This is a genomic window from Lentilactobacillus kribbianus (genome assembly GCF_013184075.1).
Lineage (GTDB): Bacteria > Bacillota > Bacilli > Lactobacillales > Lactobacillaceae > Lentilactobacillus > Lentilactobacillus kribbianus.
In genome coordinates, this window is sequence record NZ_JABEQQ010000001.1 from 253,513 (window position 1) to 272,168 (window position 18,656).

Annotated in this window: 21 protein-coding genes, 1 tRNA gene and 1 riboswitch; of the genes, 10 read left to right on the forward strand and 12 right to left on the reverse strand. The window is 37.7% G+C overall.

The features are described from left to right. Positions 1-27: 27 nt before the first annotated feature. On the forward strand, positions 28-537 hold the full coding sequence (locus HII32_RS01480) for an HdeD family acid-resistance protein (RefSeq protein ID WP_172187607.1): 510 nt from the start codon (positions 28-30) through the stop codon (positions 535-537). Positions 538-627: 90 nt separating this feature from the next. Further along, positions 628-786, forward strand: coding sequence for a hypothetical protein (locus tag HII32_RS01485; protein WP_172187609.1), 159 nt, complete (start codon positions 628-630; stop codon positions 784-786). Positions 787-814: 28 nt separating this feature from the next. Here HII32_RS01485 and HII32_RS01490 read toward each other — a convergent pair whose 3' ends face one another. The 3 genes from HII32_RS01490 to HII32_RS01500 all read right to left on the reverse strand — a co-directional run bounded on the left by HII32_RS01490 (position 815) and on the right by HII32_RS01500 (position 2,747). Further along, the gene (locus tag HII32_RS01490) at positions 815-1,954 is read right to left on the reverse strand and encodes a trans-sulfuration enzyme family protein (protein ID WP_172187611.1); all 1,140 of its coding nucleotides are present in this window, start codon (positions 1,952-1,954) and stop codon (positions 815-817) included. A 351-nt stretch (positions 1,955-2,305) separates the two neighbouring features. After that, positions 2,306-2,377, reverse strand: a tRNA-Arg gene (locus HII32_RS01495). Between the two features lie 46 nt (positions 2,378-2,423). Further along, positions 2,424-2,747 carry a hypothetical protein gene (locus HII32_RS01500; RefSeq protein WP_172187613.1) on the reverse strand — a complete coding sequence of 108 codons (324 nt, stop codon included), beginning with the start codon at positions 2,745-2,747 and terminating at the stop codon, positions 2,424-2,426. 169 nt (positions 2,748-2,916) lie between these two features. Between HII32_RS01500 and HII32_RS01505 the strand changes: the two genes are divergently transcribed. Beyond that, positions 2,917-4,794, forward strand: coding sequence for an FAD/NAD(P)-binding protein (locus HII32_RS01505; RefSeq protein WP_172187615.1), 1,878 nt, complete (start codon positions 2,917-2,919; stop codon positions 4,792-4,794). A 91-nt stretch (positions 4,795-4,885) separates the two neighbouring features. Here the strand turns inward: HII32_RS01505 and fucP are convergent, their stop codons facing one another. Both fucP and rbsD read right to left on the reverse strand, forming a co-directional pair. Next, positions 4,886-6,235 (reverse strand): L-fucose:H+ symporter permease, encoded by a 1,350-nt coding sequence (fucP, locus tag HII32_RS01510; protein ID WP_172187617.1) that lies wholly within the window; start codon positions 6,233-6,235, stop codon positions 4,886-4,888. 26 nt (positions 6,236-6,261) lie between these two features. After that, on the reverse strand, positions 6,262-6,657 hold the full coding sequence (gene rbsD, locus HII32_RS01515) for a D-ribose pyranase (RefSeq protein WP_172187619.1): 396 nt from the start codon (positions 6,655-6,657) through the stop codon (positions 6,262-6,264). A gap of 495 nt (positions 6,658-7,152) precedes the next feature. Here rbsD and HII32_RS01520 point away from each other — a divergent pair, with 495 nt between their 5' ends. Next, positions 7,153-8,901, forward strand: coding sequence for a hypothetical protein (locus tag HII32_RS01520; protein WP_172187621.1), 1,749 nt, complete (start codon positions 7,153-7,155; stop codon positions 8,899-8,901). Here HII32_RS01520 and HII32_RS01525 read toward each other — a convergent pair. The 3 genes from HII32_RS01525 to HII32_RS01535 form a co-directional block, all read right to left on the reverse strand. Further along, positions 8,882-9,508, reverse strand: a complete 627-nt coding sequence (locus tag HII32_RS01525; RefSeq protein WP_172187623.1) for an LVIS_2131 family protein — start codon at positions 9,506-9,508, stop codon at positions 8,882-8,884. The genes HII32_RS01520 and HII32_RS01525 overlap by 20 nt on opposite strands. A gap of 89 nt (positions 9,509-9,597) precedes the next feature. Beyond that, complete coding sequence (locus HII32_RS01530) at positions 9,598-10,416, reverse strand: Cof-type HAD-IIB family hydrolase (RefSeq protein WP_172187625.1); 819 nt, start codon at positions 10,414-10,416, stop codon at positions 9,598-9,600. Between the two features lie 97 nt (positions 10,417-10,513). Then, the gene (locus tag HII32_RS01535) at positions 10,514-11,692 is read right to left on the reverse strand and encodes a D-alanyl-D-alanine carboxypeptidase family protein (protein WP_172187627.1); all 1,179 of its coding nucleotides are present in this window, start codon (positions 11,690-11,692) and stop codon (positions 10,514-10,516) included. 157 nt (positions 11,693-11,849) lie between these two features. Continuing rightward, positions 11,850-11,939: riboswitch (TPP riboswitch) on the forward strand. Positions 11,940-12,032: 93 nt separating this feature from the next. Here HII32_RS01535 and HII32_RS01540 point away from each other — a divergent pair. From HII32_RS01540 to HII32_RS01555, 4 genes are all read left to right on the forward strand, one after another. Further along, positions 12,033-12,596 (forward strand): ECF transporter S component, encoded by a 564-nt coding sequence (locus HII32_RS01540; protein WP_172187629.1) that lies wholly within the window; start codon positions 12,033-12,035, stop codon positions 12,594-12,596. A 17-nt stretch (positions 12,597-12,613) separates the two neighbouring features. Further along, positions 12,614-14,044, forward strand: coding sequence for an ABC transporter ATP-binding protein (locus tag HII32_RS01545; RefSeq protein WP_172187631.1), 1,431 nt, complete (start codon positions 12,614-12,616; stop codon positions 14,042-14,044). Continuing rightward, on the forward strand, positions 14,041-14,700 hold the full coding sequence (locus tag HII32_RS01550) for an energy-coupling factor transporter transmembrane component T family protein (protein WP_172187633.1): 660 nt from the start codon (positions 14,041-14,043) through the stop codon (positions 14,698-14,700). Before HII32_RS01545 ends, HII32_RS01550 begins: the two co-directional genes overlap by 4 nt. Before the next feature lie 89 nt (positions 14,701-14,789). Continuing rightward, positions 14,790-14,972, forward strand: coding sequence for an LBP_cg2779 family protein (locus HII32_RS01555; RefSeq protein WP_172187635.1), 183 nt, complete (start codon positions 14,790-14,792; stop codon positions 14,970-14,972). A gap of 71 nt (positions 14,973-15,043) precedes the next feature. On the opposite strand, the gene HII32_RS01560 is transcribed toward HII32_RS01555, so the two are convergent. The 3 genes from HII32_RS01560 to HII32_RS01570 are packed head-to-tail and all read right to left on the reverse strand — an operon-like array spanning position 15,044 to position 17,547. After that, a complete protein-coding gene (locus HII32_RS01560; protein ID WP_172187637.1) occupies positions 15,044-15,397 on the reverse strand; it encodes a hypothetical protein in 354 nt (117 codons plus the stop codon). Positions 15,398-15,403: 6 nt separating this feature from the next. Beyond that, positions 15,404-16,558: a hypothetical protein gene (locus tag HII32_RS01565; RefSeq protein WP_172187639.1), complete on the reverse strand. Its 1,155-nt coding sequence runs from the start codon at positions 16,556-16,558 to the stop codon at positions 15,404-15,406. A gap of 14 nt (positions 16,559-16,572) precedes the next feature. Next, positions 16,573-17,547 carry an asparaginase gene (locus HII32_RS01570; protein WP_172187641.1) on the reverse strand — a complete coding sequence of 325 codons (975 nt, stop codon included), beginning with the start codon at positions 17,545-17,547 and terminating at the stop codon, positions 16,573-16,575. A 91-nt stretch (positions 17,548-17,638) separates the two neighbouring features. Here HII32_RS01570 and HII32_RS01575 point away from each other — a divergent pair, with 91 nt between their 5' ends. Both HII32_RS01575 and HII32_RS01580 read left to right on the forward strand, forming a co-directional pair. Beyond that, positions 17,639-18,010, forward strand: a complete 372-nt coding sequence (locus tag HII32_RS01575) for a hypothetical protein (protein ID WP_172187643.1) — start codon at positions 17,639-17,641, stop codon at positions 18,008-18,010. Positions 18,011-18,069: 59 nt separating this feature from the next. Continuing rightward, positions 18,070-18,396: a hypothetical protein gene (locus tag HII32_RS01580; RefSeq protein ID WP_172187645.1), complete on the forward strand. Its 327-nt coding sequence runs from the start codon at positions 18,070-18,072 to the stop codon at positions 18,394-18,396. A gap of 41 nt (positions 18,397-18,437) precedes the next feature. Here the strand turns inward: HII32_RS01580 and HII32_RS01585 are convergent, their stop codons facing one another. Then, the gene (locus tag HII32_RS01585; protein WP_172187646.1) at positions 18,438-18,644 is read right to left on the reverse strand and encodes a hypothetical protein; all 207 of its coding nucleotides are present in this window, start codon (positions 18,642-18,644) and stop codon (positions 18,438-18,440) included. Positions 18,645-18,656 lie beyond the last annotated feature (12 nt).

Consider the following 18,656-nt stretch of genomic DNA (forward strand, 5'->3'; position numbering starts at 1 on the left):
AGCTGAAATTTTGGGGGAGATATTATTATGGAAGAGAAAATTAATAAGTTTGATCCATTTTCATTAATTATTGGCATTTTAGCCGTAATTGTTTCAATCATTAGTCTTCGAAACCCCCTTCCAACGTTTGGTGCAGTAGTTATCATTGCTGGGGTGGTTTCGATATTCATTGGACTATATAAGTTGTTTAGTGTCCGACCTTATGTCGAAAATTCCGGTTGGCTAACGTTTAATGCCATTTTAGATATTATTATCGGGGCAATCATGTTGTTTAACGGGGCTTTTGGATCTCTTTACGTAGCCATTTTCTTTGCGGTTATGTTCATCATGGATTCCTTTACCGCCTTATGGGCGTCTCGTTTGCTCAAACCAATTAATAATGGCCTATATTGGTTAGAAATCATAGTTGCTATTTTAGGCGTTATTTTTGGTTTTGTTCTATTATTTTCACCAATGTTATCCGCCGTTTCTATTTCCTTTATGGTGGCTTTATTATTTATGACATTTGGTATTGAAATGATTGTTCACTCGTTTTAATCAATAACAGAATGTTTGATACTAAATAGGTATTGGACATTCTTTTTTAATCGCGAGATAATACGGAAAACTAATAATTGAGGAGACCTCATGATTTTAGAAGTATTAATTTTTGGAGTAGGACTCTTTGCTATTTTATTTGGCTTGTATCAACTAGTTCGCCCCATTAGTAATAACAATCGACCAGCTATTTTATGGTTGGTTATCGGCGTCATCGTTTTGATTGCCGGAAAAAATCTACTTCAATAAAAATCGATCTAATACATAGATCGGTTTTTTATTTTAAACTAGCAAATCCTTGCTGCAGATCCCTCATTAGATCATGTTGATCCTCTACTCCTACCGATAGTCGAATTAACTCGTCTTTAATACCATTAGCTAACCGAGTTGATTTGGGAATAGCCCCATGGGTCATTACAGCGGGAATCTCAATTAAGCTTTCTAAGGCTCCTAAGCTTTCCGCTAAGGTAATAGTTTGCAGACTTTGAACAAACCTAACTGGGTCTAAACCAGCCTGTAATTCAAAAGAAATCATAGCACCAAAACCGTTCATCTGTTTTTTAGCAATTTCATAATCCGGGTTATCTGGATCACCCGGATAATAGATCTTAGCCACCGCCGGTTCATTTTGGAGGTAATCAAAAATGGCAGTAGTATTTTTCAAATGGGCTTGCATTCGTAACGCTAAAGTTTTCATGCCACGCTGCAATAACCAACTTTCTTGTGGTGCTAAAATGGCCCCAATGGCATTTTGTAAATAGCGAATTTGTTCACCTAATTGATCCGACTTAGTCACTACTAAGCCCCCGATAACGTCAGAATGGCCTCCCAAATATTTTGACGCACTATGAATCACGATGTCCGCCCCCAATTCCAATGGGCGTTGAATGTATGGTGAACTAAACGTATTGTCAACGATGGTCAGCAGATGATGCTCGTGAGCAATACCGGCAATCGCTGTAATATCCGTTACCCTTAGCAATGGGTTAGTCGGGGTTTCCAAATAAATCGCTTTGGTATGATCAGTAATTGCCTGTTTCACCGCGATTAGATCTCTAGTGTCAACCACTGTAAAAGTCATCCCAAACCGCTTTAAGACCGTTTCAATTAAACAAAATGTGCCCCCATATACATCGTTACCGACTACAAGATGATCGCCTTGACTAAACAACGAAAAAACAGTATCAATAGCTGCTGACCCAGAAGCGAAGGCAAATCCCGCACGGCCTCCCTCTAAGTCCGCAATTAATGATTCGACTGCTGCTCTAGTTGGGTTACCACTACGAGAATATTCATATTGATTAGCCCCGATTTGTTTTTGCCGAAAAGTCGAAGCCATATAGATCGGTACTGATGTTGCTCCCGTAGTAGCGTCTTCACTGATACCACCGTGTAATAACTTAGTTGCAAAATTCATTTTAATTACCTCGTTTTATTAATTTTTGATTTTTTAGCCAAACAAAAAAGGCCCGGAATTCCTCAATGAATTCGCGTGCCCCATCTCCGTAGTGGATTATTAATTAGACCTTTTGGAAAATAACTCTAAATCAGGTCATGCTTAACAAGCCAAACATCGTGAGTCACACGGTGTTTGACAACAAATAGTTTTAACATTAACCAACAATTTAGTCATTATTTTTCCTCCGTAATTTAACTTGAATACAGTCTATTCACTCACCTGATAATTGTCAACTAAAACTTAAAATTCAACAAACAAAAAAAGCCGAAAGATTGTCTAATAACAATCCCTCAGCTCTGCCCCTGCCAATGCGTCCCCCGAGAGTCGAACTCGGATCATGAGGACCGAAATCTCATGTGCTATCCATTACACTAAGGACGCCTAACAGTTAAATTTTAGCAGTGCTCTTCAAAAAATACAAGGTCAATTATTGAACAGCAATTTTTTGTGCTTCATCTTCCAAGTAACCAAAGACTTCATCCGCATTATTTTTAAAATCTACTAGGAAATTTTCATGAAGTGGTGGTACTACCTTAACTACTTTGCCAGTCAACCCTACTACTTCTAAATTAGGCGCTTGAAAACGTGCCGTATCGTAATGGCCCTCCTCAGCAGTTTCTAAATAACGTTGCATCGATTCTACGAGTACTTGGTTAAAAAAAGCTACTTCCGTTACTTCTGGAGCATGTACTCGTCTTACTGCTAGCATTTCTTGAAATTCCGTGACATTGGTAGGTAAATTAGTTAACATTTCGTTCAGTCCTTTCTGTGGCTTTATCTTATCATTTTTTACTTAGCGAATAAATTATAACAGAACTGATTGCACCACCTGCGCCTTTCCCTTATCATGGATATATAAAGCGCTATCTAGTTACTTAACACTTTAATAAATACAGAAACGAACACCTAGGAGAAATAATATGAAAGTTGCAATTGTGGGGGCCGGCCCACGGGGCATTTTGGCTCTTTCAGCATTGATTAATCAATATAAATATAATACTAACAAAGAAAAACCATTAGACATCGGGTTATTTGACACCACTGGGATTGGAGGCCAGGTCTGGAAAAAAGATCAATGGGCTGGTCTTATCATGAACACCCCTGCTGATGAGGTTACCCTTTATACCGACGCCTCGGTCACTTTAAGCAGTCCAATTTTTGATGGTCCCTCACTTTTTGAATGGGCCGCTAGTCCAGTAGCTCAACAATACTTAGTTGCACAAAAATATAGTGAGGAATTGCAACATCTAGCCGCTCAGTTAGGACCAAAAGATTATGCCCCACGAGTGCTTTATGGCGCTTATATTAACTGGTTTTATGATGATTTATTAGCCCAACTCCCTTATGGGGTTACCGTTAATTTTTATCAAGAAAAAATCATCGGCCTGCAACGTTACAAAAACAATGACTTTCAGATTAGTTCAGCAGACCATCATTACACCGTTAATTCTTTGATTGTGAGTTTAGGTCAAATGCCTAACTACTTGAATGAAGCGGAACAACAATTAGCACTATTTGCTGATGAAAAGAAACTTTTTTATTTACCACCCATCAGTCCTGCTGAAGCTGACTTAAGCAAATTACCAGCAACTGAAAACGTTATTTTACGAGGACTAGGTTTATCATTTTTTGACTACATTTCAGAGTTAACTCTTGGTCGTGGCGGTCACTATATGAAAAACAGCGATGGTTCTTTGTCTTACCAACCATCTGGTAGAGAACCTCATATTATTGCGGGATCTAAGCGGGGCTTACCCTTTTATCCCAAAGCTGTCAGTCAAAAAGGCTATGGTGAACGTTACCAACCCAATTTTTTAACCGTAGCCAATATTCAACAACATTTAGTCAACGGCAAACTACCGTATGACAGTTTCTTGCAAATGCTGCAATCTGATATCGAGCTTGTGTATTACATGTTATTAATTGATAACCGGTACCCTACCAAAAGCGCTTCTGAATTTAAAAAGCGTTTCATCGCTGGAGAAGATCGTAATCAATTAATTGCTGCCTTTAAGTTTGATACGGCCGATATTTGGGATTGGCATTTCACTTTAAACCCACTGGGAACCCCAACAGCTATTTCTACTACTGAATACCAAAATGAGGTTATCAATTGGGTCGATGCAATGACTGCTGACGCTAATTTAGGTTCCAAAACGGGTCCCGTAACCTCGTCATTAGAACTACTAAGAGACTTTCGTGATATTATTCGTGATCTGGTTAATCAACAACTATTTGACGATAATGAATACGTTAATCAATTCTTGCAAGAATTTAACTCGATGAATAATTTCTTATCTGTTGGTGCACCCGCTTTAAGAACCGCTCAATTATCCGCCCTGATGCGTTCTGGCATTGTCACGGTGATGGCTCCAGATATGGATATTACCACCGTAGAAGATCATTTTGTAGCCCAATCTGCTCGAAATAACGACAAGTTCCAAAGCGATTATGTCATTGAAGCTCGGATTCCTAAGCCTAATCTGTCAATGACCGCTAATCCTTTATTAGAAGATATGTTGGCTACCAGCACCATTAAACCTGCTAGCGTTATTAAAGACGGTCAACCATTTGCATTACCTGCTGTTCAAGTAATTCCGGCTAGTGATCAAGTAATGGCCGGTACCGGTCAAGTATTACCTAATCTTTTCATTTGGGGATTACAATTAGAAGGACTTCGTTGGAGCACTACTATTAGTTCAAGACCGGGTGTCAACGACTTTAATTTACAAACAGCAGACTATATTGCTGCCCGCTTGCTTCACTTGAATCCAGCGGATAATGTGAATATGCTTTAATTTAAAAAATCACTACTATGGGTTAATAGTAGTGATTTCTTTATATAAAAAAGATCCTAAGCTATAAAGTTTAGGATCTTTTTTACATTAATTATTCAGTAACAGCTTCTGGATGTTTTTGATCGTAACGGTTTTCCAAGAACCAGTAAACAGTAACGAACAAGAAGCAAAGCATTGGTACGATAAATGAGAATTGCATGTTAGTCATATCTGAAACAGCACCTTGAATTGCAGGAACTACGGCACCACCAACGATGGCCATAACCACGAAAGCACCGGCAGTTTCATTGTACTTCTTATCAGTAACAGTATCCAAAGCATGAGCATAAATCGTTGGCCATTGTGGACCAAAGAAGAAGCTAGCAGCGATGGCCATAATAACGGCAGTCATATTTGGAATACTCATTGTCAAAATCAAAGCAATAGTACCAAAAACTGAGTAGAATGCTAAAACTTTAGTGATTGAGAAACGATTCATTAAGAAGTTAGCTACCACTTTACCAGCAAACCAAGCAACGTAACTATAAATCATAAATGTTGAAGCAGCACTATCAGTTAGGTGATCACCCAAGTTCAAGGCCAAACGAATAGTAAATGACCATACTGTGGTTTGCATACCAACGTAAACAAATTGGGCAACGATGGCTTTACGGAAACGAGCATTCTTAATTAAGTAACGGAAAGTTTCACCTAATGAAGGCTTTTCTTCTTTTTCACCTTCAGTAGTTTGAGCAACAGCCTTAGCTGATGGCATTGGTGTTAATGCCAAGATTACCAACATTACGATTAAAACAATCAAGATGTATTTGTAAGGACGCAAAGTTAATTGCAACATCTTTTCACCGTAAGCAACTCGTTCAGCACCGTGCATGTTAGCCATCTTTTCAGAAAGATTACCAACGGTACCAAAGATTAAATACTTACCTAAAACGATTCCTAAAATATCACCAAGTGGTACCAAAGTACCGGCAAAGTTAATTCGGAAGTTGGCACTTTCTTTAGGTCCAAGCATTGAGCTGTAAGTTTCACATGAAGTTTCAAGGAAACTAAGACCAATGGCAATTGCAAAGATTGAAGCTAAAAACATGCCGTAAGTAGCCACTTGTGAAGCTGGGAAGAATAGCGCACAACCAATAATATAAGCGATTAAACCAATCATAATGGCAAATTTATAACTTAATTTTTTGATAACCAAAGATGCGGGAATAGCGATTAAGAAGTAACCACCATAAAAGGCACTTTGAACAAAGGCAGTAGCAGCATCATTTAACATGAATACCGTCTTGAATTGAGTGATTAAAATATCATTTAGTGAGGCAGCAGCTCCCCACATTGGGAAGATTAAACATACTAAGATAAATTGAAAAATTGGGGTTTTGCTTAAATAACCGTCAGACAACTGAGTCCAACCGTGTTTTGATTCAACAGTTTTTGCTTCCATGTTTTATTTTTCCTCCAAAGTCGTAATTAAAAAGTTACGCCACTTTCTAAAATAATGTTTGAATATGGGGTCATTTCACCAGTACGAACGAAAGCGTGAGTCTTGCTTAGATCCTTCTTAAGTTGCGTATGTGGTACGTAAGTAATTTCCACATTTGGTAATTCTGCTTTAATAGCTGCCAATTGTTCTGGGTTTTGGTCAACAATTTCTTCCGCTAGGTAGATATGTTGAACTTCCATTTCAGCTAAAACATTTTTCAAAACGTCAATAAAGCTAGGTAGTTGCTTAGTTAATGCCAAATCAATTTTTTTAGTGCCCATTGGTACTGGCATTCCAGCATCACCAATTGACAACCAATCCATGTGGCCCATGCCAGCAATAACAGTTGATAATTCTGAATTAATTACCGTGGTTTTCTTCATTACTATGTTCTCCCTTTTCTTTCGAATGAAATTTTACGTTTTAGTAAATCATTTTACTTTTTAAGATAAAAAAAGATCCGATTGAGTTCGGATGACTAAATTTATCTTTTAAAACGTTTAATCAACTTTTGTATAATAGCATCACATGCAAACGATTGCAACCTCCCGAAAATTATTCACATAGTAGCTTTTTAATGAAAACAATATGAAAAATAGCTCAGTACCTGTTATAAATTAAAATCGTTAAAATCATTCAATCCCTTGACTATCAAGATGATATTGATTGCAATAATCCATTGAAAATAATTTACAAAAACTACCAATCATGTGACCATTTATGTTATTTTTTTACAATAAAATTATTTTTTTCACAAAGCTCCGTTCCCTTTTACTATAATTTGCTTTTTTAATTCTCTAATTGTCATAAAAAACAAGTGCTATCTTCATGATTAGCTTATAATGTTAGTTATTAATTATTTTGCCAGGAGCCCACATATGAAAGCCACTAAATCAAAACTTTTAAAAATGACTGCAAGTATCTGTTTATTGACCATCATGATTCTTTTTTTATTATGGCCTCAGTTAATTAAGCAACAATTAATTGTCGGAGTGGATGCCATTTTTCACTTTAACCGTTTTTATGACACTATGATGCAAATAAAAACCAACAACTATAATTATTTTTTAACCAATTTTGGCTTTGATCAAACTGGAAGAATTGTAAATGCGTTATATGGTCCAATAATGGCTTATTTACAAGGTGGAATATTACTATTAAGTGGTTCCTGGTTACGTTATCAGATTGGTTCAAACATCCTTCTAATCACATTGAGCTTTTGTAGCATGTTTGTTTTAGCCACCAAATTAAAATTCAATTTTGGGTTAAAGATCCTTTTAGCCAGTCTTTATGCTACCAGTCCAGCAGTAGTGGTTTGGATTAGTTCTCAACAGTTCACCGGTTGGGGTGCAGCCGTTTTGCCGCTACTTTTTGCTGGAGGTCTAGCCTTTTATGATGATCACCTTAGTTTTCAAACCAGCTTAGCCTTGGCCGTTCCTATGGCACTGCTGCTTCAAATCCATACTTTAAGTGCTTTAATCGGTACTATTGGGTTAATTCCGTTAATGTTAACCGCCGTGATTACCAATAAAAGAAAAAGTACCGTAATGTTTTATGGGTTCCTTGCCATTTTAATCACCTTACTTTTAAGTGGTAATGTTTGGGCCGCAATGCTAGATATTTTGCCCCACAATCACTTGCTAACTCCTTGGCCATACCAAAATATGGCCGATTTTACTAATTCATTTACCCTAGGTTTACCTGATACAACTAATTTTGCTTTTACCCATGGTTTAATTTATTGGTTATTAATTATTTCTCAGTTAATCTTAGGTGGGCTCAATTGGCGTAAGGCCTCCGCTATCACTAAAGCACTACTGATAACCATTCTTCTTTTTACCATTATTCCCAGTTCGTTTTTACCATGGGATTTAATTAGCAACGCCATCCCTAGTTTACGGGTCCTTTTGCAATTTCCACGTCGCCTAAATGTCATTGCCGAAGTGCTTACTCCCGTTTTATTAGGTTTAAATATCACTGAAATTAACTGGTTGAAAAGGCATTATTGGGCTACTGTCGGAATAGTTGGTATATGGGCCTTGGCCAGTTTATTTAGTGCTGGTAAAATCATCGCTAATCAAGCTCGTGTGTGGGATACCGATCAGGTCTTAGCTTATTCACATAATGTTACCTTTACTAAGAGTAAATCAGCTACTAAAATCGCACTTCAATCAGCTAATCTTTCGGCGGGACTAAAAGCCATCAAAAAAAATTCAGTAGATTATTTACCAACCACCAAAACCGTAAATTATACTGGTAAGAGTCTACAATTTGCCTACCCCAAATACTGGAATTTAGTAAAATATCAACCCGGCATCAGCAAAATCGTTACCAATGGAACTCTTAATTTAAAGGTTAAGCTAATCACACCAACAACCATAACTCTCCCCGTAGTCCTTTATCAAAATTCACAGTTAATCATTAATCAGCAACACTTAAAAAAAACGGATTTAGTTCTCAATTCACTAAATCAACCAATCATAAAAAAAGAACGGTCCTCGCTAAACATTCAGCTAAAGTACCGTTCCTCTGTATTATTTAAACTAGCTGCTAGTATCAGCAGTATTAGTTGGTTAATCATGATTGGTTACTGGTTAATGCGTCTAATTACTCATTTTTTTGAATAAATGAATTATCTGGAATTCGAATTAGTTCAAATCGGTTGGCTTGCCGCCCTGCATGTAAGCCAATGCCATTGATAAAGTTCTTCTTGTACGTGGTAGTTACTGTAGCCACCCAAGCTCGTTGATATCTAGTATCCATATAATCAAGCTTTTTTTGGTTCCATTTGTACGCAGAGGCTTGCACATTAGTATTTTTCTTTCCTGTCACTAATGTTGCTGAAAAACTATCAACATGGTACCGTTCACCATTGACTAAATAAGAATAATGTTGAATGGGCCGCTTTTCACCAGAATTTTTCACTTGCACATAATAAGACTGATCGCCATCAGAGTCCAAGACCAATGGTTGATATGAATAGGCAGTATCAACTTTCTTATTACTTAATTCATTAACGTTTTGAAAGAAGGTCACCTTGCTCATTGCTCCAAAGGCCACCAAAAAAATAGCTAACTCACCGCAAGAAATCCAGAAATTATGCCAAGAAAACCCCTTCTTGGTTTTAATTATCAATCTAATTCTGCGCATGCGCATATCATGAACCATCCACACACCGTAGATAATTACAATCAACCACAATGCCATTCCGATTAAATTCCAGGTTGATTTCATTGTTAAACTCCTCTTCGTTTCATTATTAGTCTTAGTTTACACTATTTTTTTAGGAATGGAAATGAAACCGGTTTATCAGATTTCACTTTTTAATGTTCTTGATTTCGTAAAATATCACTAATACTTCTGGTAACCCCATCGTGATTATTATCCCACTTAGTTAAATGGGGGTAACGTTTTAATAAATTAGGAGCTGCATTTTTCATTGCCAATCCGTGACCTACGCCTGTCAACATTTCGTAATCATTATCGTTATCTCCAAACGCGGCTACCTGGGCTAATGGTAACTGCCAAGTATTTAATAGTACTTCAATTCCGCTAAGCTTACTTACCCCATTGGCCATAATATCAATGCCATTAAGGCCACTCATGACGACATTTACTTGGTGACCAAATTGCTGTTGTAACCCCTGATAAATAGGAGCAATGTTGAAATCACCACAGGTAATATCTAATTTATATACCTTATCTGATACCGCATTGATATTAGCGATTGATTGCAAGTCATCATAAAAATAACCAGCAGCTTGGAAAAACTGATCACTAGCGGGAACTTCGGTATAAGTACCATGTTCGCCAATTAAAATAATGCGGGCAGCAGGTAGCTGTCCTTGTTGCGTTAGCCACGCTACAATTTGATGCCATTGCCTTGAACTTACTGGTTGTTCCGCAATGGTTTGGCCTTGCTCATTGACCACATGCCCACCATTATTGGCTACATAGGATATGGGACCATTGAAATCCGCAAATATTTTAACCAAATGGTCCAAATGATTACTACTAGCAGCGATAAAATGCATTTGGCGGTGGTTCATTTCCGCTAATTGCGCTTGAAATCCTAAGCGATCAAATTGATCATCATCACTAAAAAAAGTTCCGTCAATATCAGTCGCTATTACGTTAATCATGAGCTAATCCCTCCATTTTTACCATAAGCATAACCTAAAATTCGTACAAAATAAAACGGTAGCCACCAGATCTAGCTGGTAGTTACCGGTTTATTTTTTATTGATAAACATTAGCAGTGTTATATACGTGGTTCATTAATTCATTAGTTTCCGTAAATTCGTTTTGATCATTTAAAACTACCGTAATCATTCGGTGTTTGCCAGGTTTTTTAGAAGTTCCCACAAAACATAAACCAGCTCGTGGTGTATAACCTGTCTTCAAGCCATCTACATTTAAGCTCTTACTATAGAAAGTTTTACCTTTCAGTAACCGGTTTTCATTAGTTAACGTTTGGCCATCAGTTTTAAGCGAAGTAATCTTAGATTCATTTAAAACTCCTGGATAATCGTTAATTAAATGACGGGCTACGGTAGCTAAATCCTTAGCAGAGATTTTATTACCATCGGTATAACCACCTTTATCCCAGTAACCAAATGGACTCAAATCATCATTTTCCAACCCTGAAGCTGACACAAAATTAGTTTTACTACTTAAGTTCCATTTATCAGCTTGCTTATTCATCTTCTTTAAAAAGGCAGCGTTACTACCAGCCACCCAACGTCCCAGTGCAATCGCTGCGTTGTTAGACGATTGAATCAAAGTAGCATTATATAATTGGCGGAAAGTATACTTGTGACCAGACTTGAATCTAAAACCACCAACAGCATAACTATCACCCATGGCTTTTAAACCTGAGCCAGAAACTGATATTTTTTTATTCCAAGCATGTTCCTTATTGGCCTTTTGTACTGCCAAGTAAATGGTCATTAATTTACCAGTCGAAGCCACTAATCGTTGTGAATTAGCGCTATGCTGCCATAAAACATCCCCATTAGTTGCATCCATTGCTACGGCAGCTTTGGCATATTTAAGTCCAAATTCTGATTCACCTTTAGCTAAATAACTGTGCCAGATCCAGCCGCCAATACCACTGTAACTTTTAGCATAATAATAAATGGCTTTATTACCCTTACTATTTCTCATCGTAGCCTGTTTAGTGACATAGTAGGTAGTATAAGGATTGGTCTTTAAATCAACCACCTTTTTCGTATGGGTTTGGTTGTAAAAAGCCCCTTTACTGCTCGCCTTGTGGTATGCGGTTTTCTTAACACTCTTAACGCTCAATGTCTTATAGGCCTTGGCCGCATGAGCTGGTGTTGCTTGACTAAACATCAAGCCTCCCATTCCCAATGCCATAACAGCTGTTACTTTTGCAAATGTTTTCCATAAATTCATTTCGATTCTCCTTTATATGTTTTCAACTTATCATGATTAACCACCTGCAAACAAGCCAAGACGTCCATTTGTAACTCAACTGTTGCACTGTTAATCCTATTGTAATTTTTGCTTTGGCTAAATAAAACAAAGTGCGCTATAATAAAAATAATCATACAACTATTATCTGGGGTGCCGAAAGGCTGAGATAACACCCATCGAACCTGATCTGGTTAATACCAGCGAAGGGAGAATTTTCCGTTGTATTCGAATGGATTAGTCTACTGATGTGGGGCCCCAGTTTACCTTGGTGAACTGGGCCTTTTTTAGTTGCGTGAAATACTTTTAGGAGGTTGCTGCTATGAACAATCGTCAACGATGGTCTTTGCGCAACATAATTTTAATTGCTTTAATTGCTATTTTTTGTGGAGTTATTTTTTGGGGCGCCGGCTTTTTATATACCGGCTTAACCGTCATGTTAACCCCACTAGGAATGGCACCATTTGCCAATGATATTTTAATGGGCTTATGGTGTTTAGCCGGTCCCCTTACTGGTTACTTAATTCGCATTCCCGGATCCGCTTTTTTAGGTGAATTTCTGGGTTCAGCTGTCGAAGTATTTCTCGGTGGCCAATGGGGTGCTAGTGCCTTTATTTCAGGAATTGTGCAAGGTTTTGGTTCAGAACTTGGTTTTACGATGACTGGTTATAAGCGTTATAACTGGGGAACCTTATTGCTTTCCTGTTTGACTACTACCATCGTTACCTATCTATGGGACTGGTTTCGGTCCGGATACAACCAATACGGTTTATTAATGAATCTAGGGTTGTTTGCTACCCGCTTTATTTCTACTTTCGTCTTTGGTGGCGTGTTAACCAAACTTATCGCCAACCTATTAGATCGTAGCCAAGTAATGGATAATTAATAGTTAGGAAGTTATTTATGACTCAAGTAGTTGTTTCGGACTTTACTTTCAAATACCAGCACCAAGAAACCACCGTTTTAAATCACATCAACACAACCTTTGCCTCAGCCGCCTTTAATTTGCTAGTGGGACCATCAGGCAGTGGCAAAACTACCTTGTTAAAGTTTATTGCAGGACTTTATCCTCAATTTAGTCATAATGCGGCCACCGGTAGTATTTTATTTGATCATTTAGCCATCGACAGTCTGTCAGAACAACAACGCTGTCAGCAAGTTGCGATGGTATTTCAAAACCCTAACCAACAGTTTGCAATGGATACTGTGCAAAACGAATTAGTGTTTGTTCTAGAAAATCTACAAACCCCACCAGCTCAAATTAACCAACAGTTAAATGCCGCGCTATCCTTTTGTGACATCACTGATTTAAAAAAACGGGAACTCAACACCCTTTCTGGTGGTGAAAAGCAACGGGTAGCCTTGGCCTGTATTGTAGCAATGAATCCAGCCGTCATTGTATTAGATGAACCTTTCGCTAGTATTGATCCCACTAGTCGCCAAATTTTGATTAAACAACTAAAAGAGTTGCAACTGAACCAGCAAAAAACAATTATTTTAGCTGATCATGATTTAAGTGACTATGAAAACATTGTGGATAACGTTCATCAACTAGACAGTACTACCGGCAAAATTCAGCGCTTAACTCCCAAAGCTAGCCAGGAGTTATTTGCGACATTCAATCAGCAACAACACGATTTACCAGCCGTTAGCTTACCTGATACCACACAGCAACCAATTGTTACCCTAAATGATGTCTACGTTGGCCACCCTAAGCGCCAGTTACTTCACCAGGACCACTTTAATTTTTATCCTGGTAAGACGACCTTGATTACCGGTCATAATGGTATCGGAAAATCCACTTTATTTAATGCCATCACTAAATTAATTAAATATCAGGGTGAAATTAGTTATCAACAGCAAAATATTCAAAAACTACGTAATTTAAAATACGCTCAACAAGTAAAATTATTATTTCAAGATGCCGAAAATCAGTTCTTAGAAATCACCGTTCAAGAGGAATTGGCTCTCGCCAAAAAACACCGAAATAATGCTTTTTACGATGATCAAACTATTCAGCAAATTTTGACGCAACTAAATTTAGCTAACCACTTAAATCAAGTGGTGTACTCCTTAAGCGAAGGACAAAAAAAGAAGTTACAAATTATGATTATGTTAATCATGGCACCACCAGTGTTATTACTAGATGAACCCCTCAAAGGACTAGACTTACAGTCCATTAAAGTCGTAGTGAACCTATTACAAACAGCTAAAGAACAACTCAACCAGACCCAATTGCTGATCAGTCACCAATTAGTGGGCTTAGCCCCATTGGTTGATTATCACGTCAACTTTGCTGATCAACATTTAAGTTATGAAGGGGTGAGTGCATGAACCCTGGGTTAAAACTACTGCTGACCATCTTGATTGCCTTAGAAATTTCGTTTACCACCAATTTGGTGGTGAATTTGGTTTTAATCGGTGCCAGCTTAATTTATTTATTAGCCAAAAAAATTAAATGGCTGTCACTACTTAAGCTTATCTTGGTACCGTTTATTCCCGCATTTGGTTTGTTAGTATCACAACTATTTTACGGCCACGGTGGCCCCATTTACGCGTGGATTTTATTTAGTCGTATCTACGCCTACGTCTTTATCGGTGCCACCTTCACTATTACTAGTGATATTACCGAACTCGCCTTAACTCTAGAACAAAATTTTCATTTACCCGCTAAATTTGCTTACGGCGTTTTGGCCGCTTTCAACTTGATTCCTAAAATTCAAGCCGAAATCAAAATAATCAAAACTGCCGGAATGATGCGCGGTGTCCCCTTACATTTTTGGTCACCCAAACTATATTTCAAAGCAATTTTAGCAGCGATTAGCTGGTCCCAAAATTTAGCAGAGGCTATGACTTCTCATGGCTTTGTTGAGGGTCAAGCTCGCACTTTTTATCAACCAATGTCTTTAACCCTTAAAGACTGGCTTAGTTTCGGCAGCATCTTGGTTCTGGTCCAACTATTGATCATTTTTGCTCCTACCCTGCCATAACCCATTGGCCATGAAAATTACCACCAATCAATTTTATTGGTATACTGGAGTTAAGATTAAAATATTAATCCATATTGGAGGAAAATTTCATGGCTGATCACTTTAGTAACTTAGCAGAAGAAATTATTGATTTTCAAAAGAAACACGATCTGACGGATACCCAATTGGCATTTAACATTCACATGTCGGTCGAACGCCTCCACGATATTAAATCAATGGAAGTTAATCCTACCAAAGAAGAACAACAAAGTATCGAGGCTTACGTCAGATAAGTCTTAGTTCTAAATTAGAATAAATAATCAAAAAGGGATATTGACCTTAAAGTCAATATCCCTTTTTTTGATTAACGTTGTTGGTGATTTAAATTTCGAGCACGCCGTTTGGCCGCCTGTTGCACCGCCTCTTTTTCTATCTGAGCTTGCTTAATTGCAGCTTGTTGGCGTGCCTGTTGTTGTTTTAGTTTTCGTTGACGTTCTTTATTTTTTTGCTTAAATTCAAAATAACTCCATAATCCAACCATAATGAGTGCTAATACCACTGAAATTGGTAACGTCCACCACGGAAAATAGGTGCCATGTGGTTTAATCATTGGCCCAATCCAATTATATAAAACCATCAGAACGGTTAATGATCCCACAATTTGAAAAGTATTTTGTAGCCACTCTGGTAACTTTCGCTTAGTTGGTTTGGTCATCATTATCACCTACGCTTTTAATCTTTTTTCTTCTATAAAGGCTTTGACGTACTCAAAAGCCATTTCCACAATTTGTTCAATCATGATTACCCGAGTGTCCACAATATCTTCATCAGTTGCCTTGACCGTAATTGTATAATTTTGATGATCAAATTCAGTGATAATGCCACTAATATCAGCTTGATTTAGAGCACTAATGTGGATAACTCGTTTGAAATAATAAGCTTGTTCCAAAATATGAAACATAATATTATCACCCGCATCAAAGTCACGTTCACCATTTAACACCGCCACATCAAATTGATTAGTCATTTGATTTTTTTGAATGATAGTGGTAATTAGTTGCAAGTAATCGTCAACATTGATAATTTTATGAACTTCGATATAACGAAACCAGACGTAACCACCAAACTGACCGTTAGCATCTGCCACCCGAATAACCGCTTCCGCATCGTTAGCCACTACTACTTGACCAATATAAAAAAACTGCTTTTCATTGGCTAATTGAAAAATGGCCCACTGTTTAGTTTGTGCTAATTGTTTAATAGTAGCCACTGAATCCACTATCGATAATGGTTGAGAGGTTTGATGCTTGTCAGGTACCATGAGGTCTAATTCTTGAGCCACTAATTTCATTTCTTTGCCAGCAAACTCAGCACCAATCACATCATTTAATGCAATGGTTTCAAACTGACGCTTAGTAAAATTAAACTTGTTAATTTGATCAAATTCTAATTTTTCATCATCAATTTGAACAATGACTCCTTCATGATATCGTTTCTTATCATCATCGCTTTTAACAATTAATTGCACCACTGCTTGTCGTTGCCACAATAACCGTAACGTACTCATGAATAGATTACTATCACCAGCTAATTTAAGCTGTAACGCTTCGTGATGTAAATTATAGTGATCATTTATGCGGATGAGTCGCTTCATATAGTCCAAATCAAAGCTATCCGTTTCGACAAAATCAACGTTAGATTGGCGCAATAAAACCCCGCCATCGCGAATTCCCTGTTCGTTATACGTTTCAAGAATAAAATCAGCATGACTAACACGTCGCACATAGCCGGTATAAACCACTTCTGTATTTAGTTGATATATATTCACTAATAAACGCCGTTTACTGGCCGTCATTAGTTCATCTCTTAGTTTAGTCAATCAATTACCTATCCTTATGAAAGTGCTGTGCTCATAAATTCAGCTAAATCGGTTCCTTGCTTGCCAGCACTAAGCCCCACAATAAGCTTAATTCTAGCCTTAGGTCCATTTAAACCTTCGCAAAGCGTGACGCCGAGTTGCTTTAATTCAATCCCGCCACCTGCATAACCATAAATATCGGCGGCAATTCCATTATTACTTCTAGATACCATTACTACTGGAATTTGTTGCTCTAATAAGCGTTTTAGGCCTGGTAATGCCAATGGTGGTAAATTACCAGCTCCCGTGCCTTCAATAACTAAGCCCTTAGTAGCCGGTTGATTAATGGCGTCCAAAAACACACTATCCATCCCAGCGTAAGCTTTTAATAGATAAACTCCATCAATTACGTTATCGATAGGACAGTAACTAGTTTCAATTAATTGTTGGAAAAAGACTGGTCGGTGTTCTACAATCAAACCAATGGGTCCTGTTAAGGGTGATTTAAAAGTAGCCACGTTAGTAGTATGTGTTTTAATGGCAAATCGAGCTGTATGAATTTCATCATTTAAAACTACTAAAACACCCTTATTAACCGCATCATCACTAGCTGCCACCGCAATGGCCGCTTGAAAATTAGCAATACCTTCAGCCCCAATTTGGTTAGAAGAGCGCATTGCTCCAGTAATCACTACGGGCATTGTTGCTGGCAACGTCAAATCTAAAAAATAAGCCGTCTCTTCTAACGTATCGGTTCCGTGTGTAACCACGACACCATCAAAACCGTCATCTGTGGCCTGCTTAATTCGTTGACTTAATTGTAACATTGTCGCTGGAGTCATATGTGGTGATGGCAAATTAAAGATTTCTTCATTAACTAAATTTACCTGATCGTTCATGGGCCCCTTAGCTGAAGCGATTGGATTATTACTATTAGGCGTAACTTCTCCATTTTGATTTTCCGACATTGAAATGGTACCGCCGGTATGAAGTGCTAAAATTCGTTTCATTTATTTTTCCTCCTGAAAAAAACATCCACCCCTATTGTACATTTAATAAAAACCAATTTGAACCTATTTCTACTTTGAAAGAAGGATTACCGTGACTAAATCAGAGCGTTATTTTCAACCCCAGAATTCTAAAGAGGCCATGCGCCAAATTGAAAAACTGTTTAATCAATATAAAGATGCTCCATTAACCTCAGAGTTAATCAGTTACCATCAAAGTTTATTAAATCGGCTACAGACCGATATTTTAGCCGCTGCTCAACAAGAAAATATTGCACAAAGAATTGCTGCCAATCAATCAATGCAAGACATAATGCAACGCTGGCTGCGAATTCGACTGGCTGGTAAACCCTATAACGGTAAGATGAAACAGTTTAAATTTGTCGCTGCTAATGCTCAACCGCAATTCAAACGGCACGTCACTAAAATTAAAGGCAATCCTAATCATCAATCTACTGGTCATTAATTAAATGGGTTGCGACTTAATCCCTTAAAGCATTACACTAGAATAGAGGTGAGACAATAATGGATAAAAAAGCTCGTAACAATATTATGATTGATATGAATGAATTCTTAATTACCTACGCCGCTACCATTTTGACTGATACCACTAACGTATCTCAAGTAGTTTTTGACACTGCTCAAGCCGACTTGACCGATCTAGACGATTTATTGGATGATAATGGTTTTGGTCGTCAAGAAAAGTTCTTTGCCATTGGCGAAGGCTACCTACGTGATAGTGAAAACATTGCTGATGATGAGCTTAAAGTTGAAGCTGATCAGTTGGCTCACGAAGCCATTGCCTATTTAGGTGAGCATATTAACGATTTTGAACATTGGCGTACCGAATAATTAATATTTTACCGCTTAGCCATATTGGTTTAGCGGTTTTTTTATAGTAAGCCCCACACGTCTTGGTTAATCTGATCTGCTAAAACATCGGTAATTAACTTAATAAATTGATCCGTCATGTAAGTGCTAGCATCAAATGAAACCTCACGTTGATTAAGACGGGTCACCACCAACCCATCCGTTTGTAAAATAATATTATATTGAGCAAATGCTGCGACAATCTTCGCCAATTTAGCTTCCGTAATCATTTTTCTGGTTGC

Excerpts from the sequence above, each read along its gene's own strand:
- HII32_RS01585 (WP_172187646.1), bottom strand. The coding sequence starts at position 18,644 with ATGATTACGGAAGCTAAATTGGCGAAGATTGTCGCAGCATTTGCTCAA.
- HII32_RS01525 (WP_172187623.1), bottom strand. The coding sequence starts at position 9,508 with ATGAAATCAACCTGGAATTTAATCGGAATGGCATTGTGGTTGATTGTA.
- fucP (WP_172187617.1), bottom strand. The coding sequence starts at position 6,235 with ATGGAAGCAAAAACTGTTGAATCAAAACACGGTTGGACTCAGTTGTCT.
- HII32_RS01505 (WP_172187615.1), top strand. The coding sequence starts at position 2,917 with ATGAAAGTTGCAATTGTGGGGGCCGGCCCACGGGGCATTTTGGCTCTT.
- HII32_RS01530 (WP_172187625.1), bottom strand. The coding sequence starts at position 10,416 with ATGATTAACGTAATAGCGACTGATATTGACGGAACTTTTTTTAGTGAT.
- HII32_RS01480 (WP_172187607.1), top strand. The coding sequence starts at position 28 with ATGGAAGAGAAAATTAATAAGTTTGATCCATTTTCATTAATTATTGGC.
- HII32_RS01490 (WP_172187611.1), bottom strand. The coding sequence starts at position 1,954 with ATGAATTTTGCAACTAAGTTATTACACGGTGGTATCAGTGAAGACGCT.
- HII32_RS01580 (WP_172187645.1), top strand. The coding sequence starts at position 18,070 with ATGGATAAAAAAGCTCGTAACAATATTATGATTGATATGAATGAATTC.
- HII32_RS01535 (WP_172187627.1), bottom strand. The coding sequence starts at position 11,692 with ATGAATTTATGGAAAACATTTGCAAAAGTAACAGCTGTTATGGCATTG.
- rbsD (WP_172187619.1), bottom strand. The coding sequence starts at position 6,657 with ATGAAGAAAACCACGGTAATTAATTCAGAATTATCAACTGTTATTGCT.
- HII32_RS01500 (WP_172187613.1), bottom strand. The coding sequence starts at position 2,747 with ATGTTAACTAATTTACCTACCAATGTCACGGAATTTCAAGAAATGCTA.
- HII32_RS01485 (WP_172187609.1), top strand. The coding sequence starts at position 628 with ATGATTTTAGAAGTATTAATTTTTGGAGTAGGACTCTTTGCTATTTTA.
- HII32_RS01520 (WP_172187621.1), top strand. The coding sequence starts at position 7,153 with ATGAAAGCCACTAAATCAAAACTTTTAAAAATGACTGCAAGTATCTGT.
- HII32_RS01560 (WP_172187637.1), bottom strand. The coding sequence starts at position 15,397 with ATGATGACCAAACCAACTAAGCGAAAGTTACCAGAGTGGCTACAAAAT.
- HII32_RS01555 (WP_172187635.1), top strand. The coding sequence starts at position 14,790 with ATGGCTGATCACTTTAGTAACTTAGCAGAAGAAATTATTGATTTTCAA.
- HII32_RS01540 (WP_172187629.1), top strand. The coding sequence starts at position 12,033 with ATGAACAATCGTCAACGATGGTCTTTGCGCAACATAATTTTAATTGCT.
- HII32_RS01550 (WP_172187633.1), top strand. The coding sequence starts at position 14,041 with ATGAACCCTGGGTTAAAACTACTGCTGACCATCTTGATTGCCTTAGAA.
- HII32_RS01570 (WP_172187641.1), bottom strand. The coding sequence starts at position 17,547 with ATGAAACGAATTTTAGCACTTCATACCGGCGGTACCATTTCAATGTCG.
- HII32_RS01545 (WP_172187631.1), top strand. The coding sequence starts at position 12,614 with ATGACTCAAGTAGTTGTTTCGGACTTTACTTTCAAATACCAGCACCAA.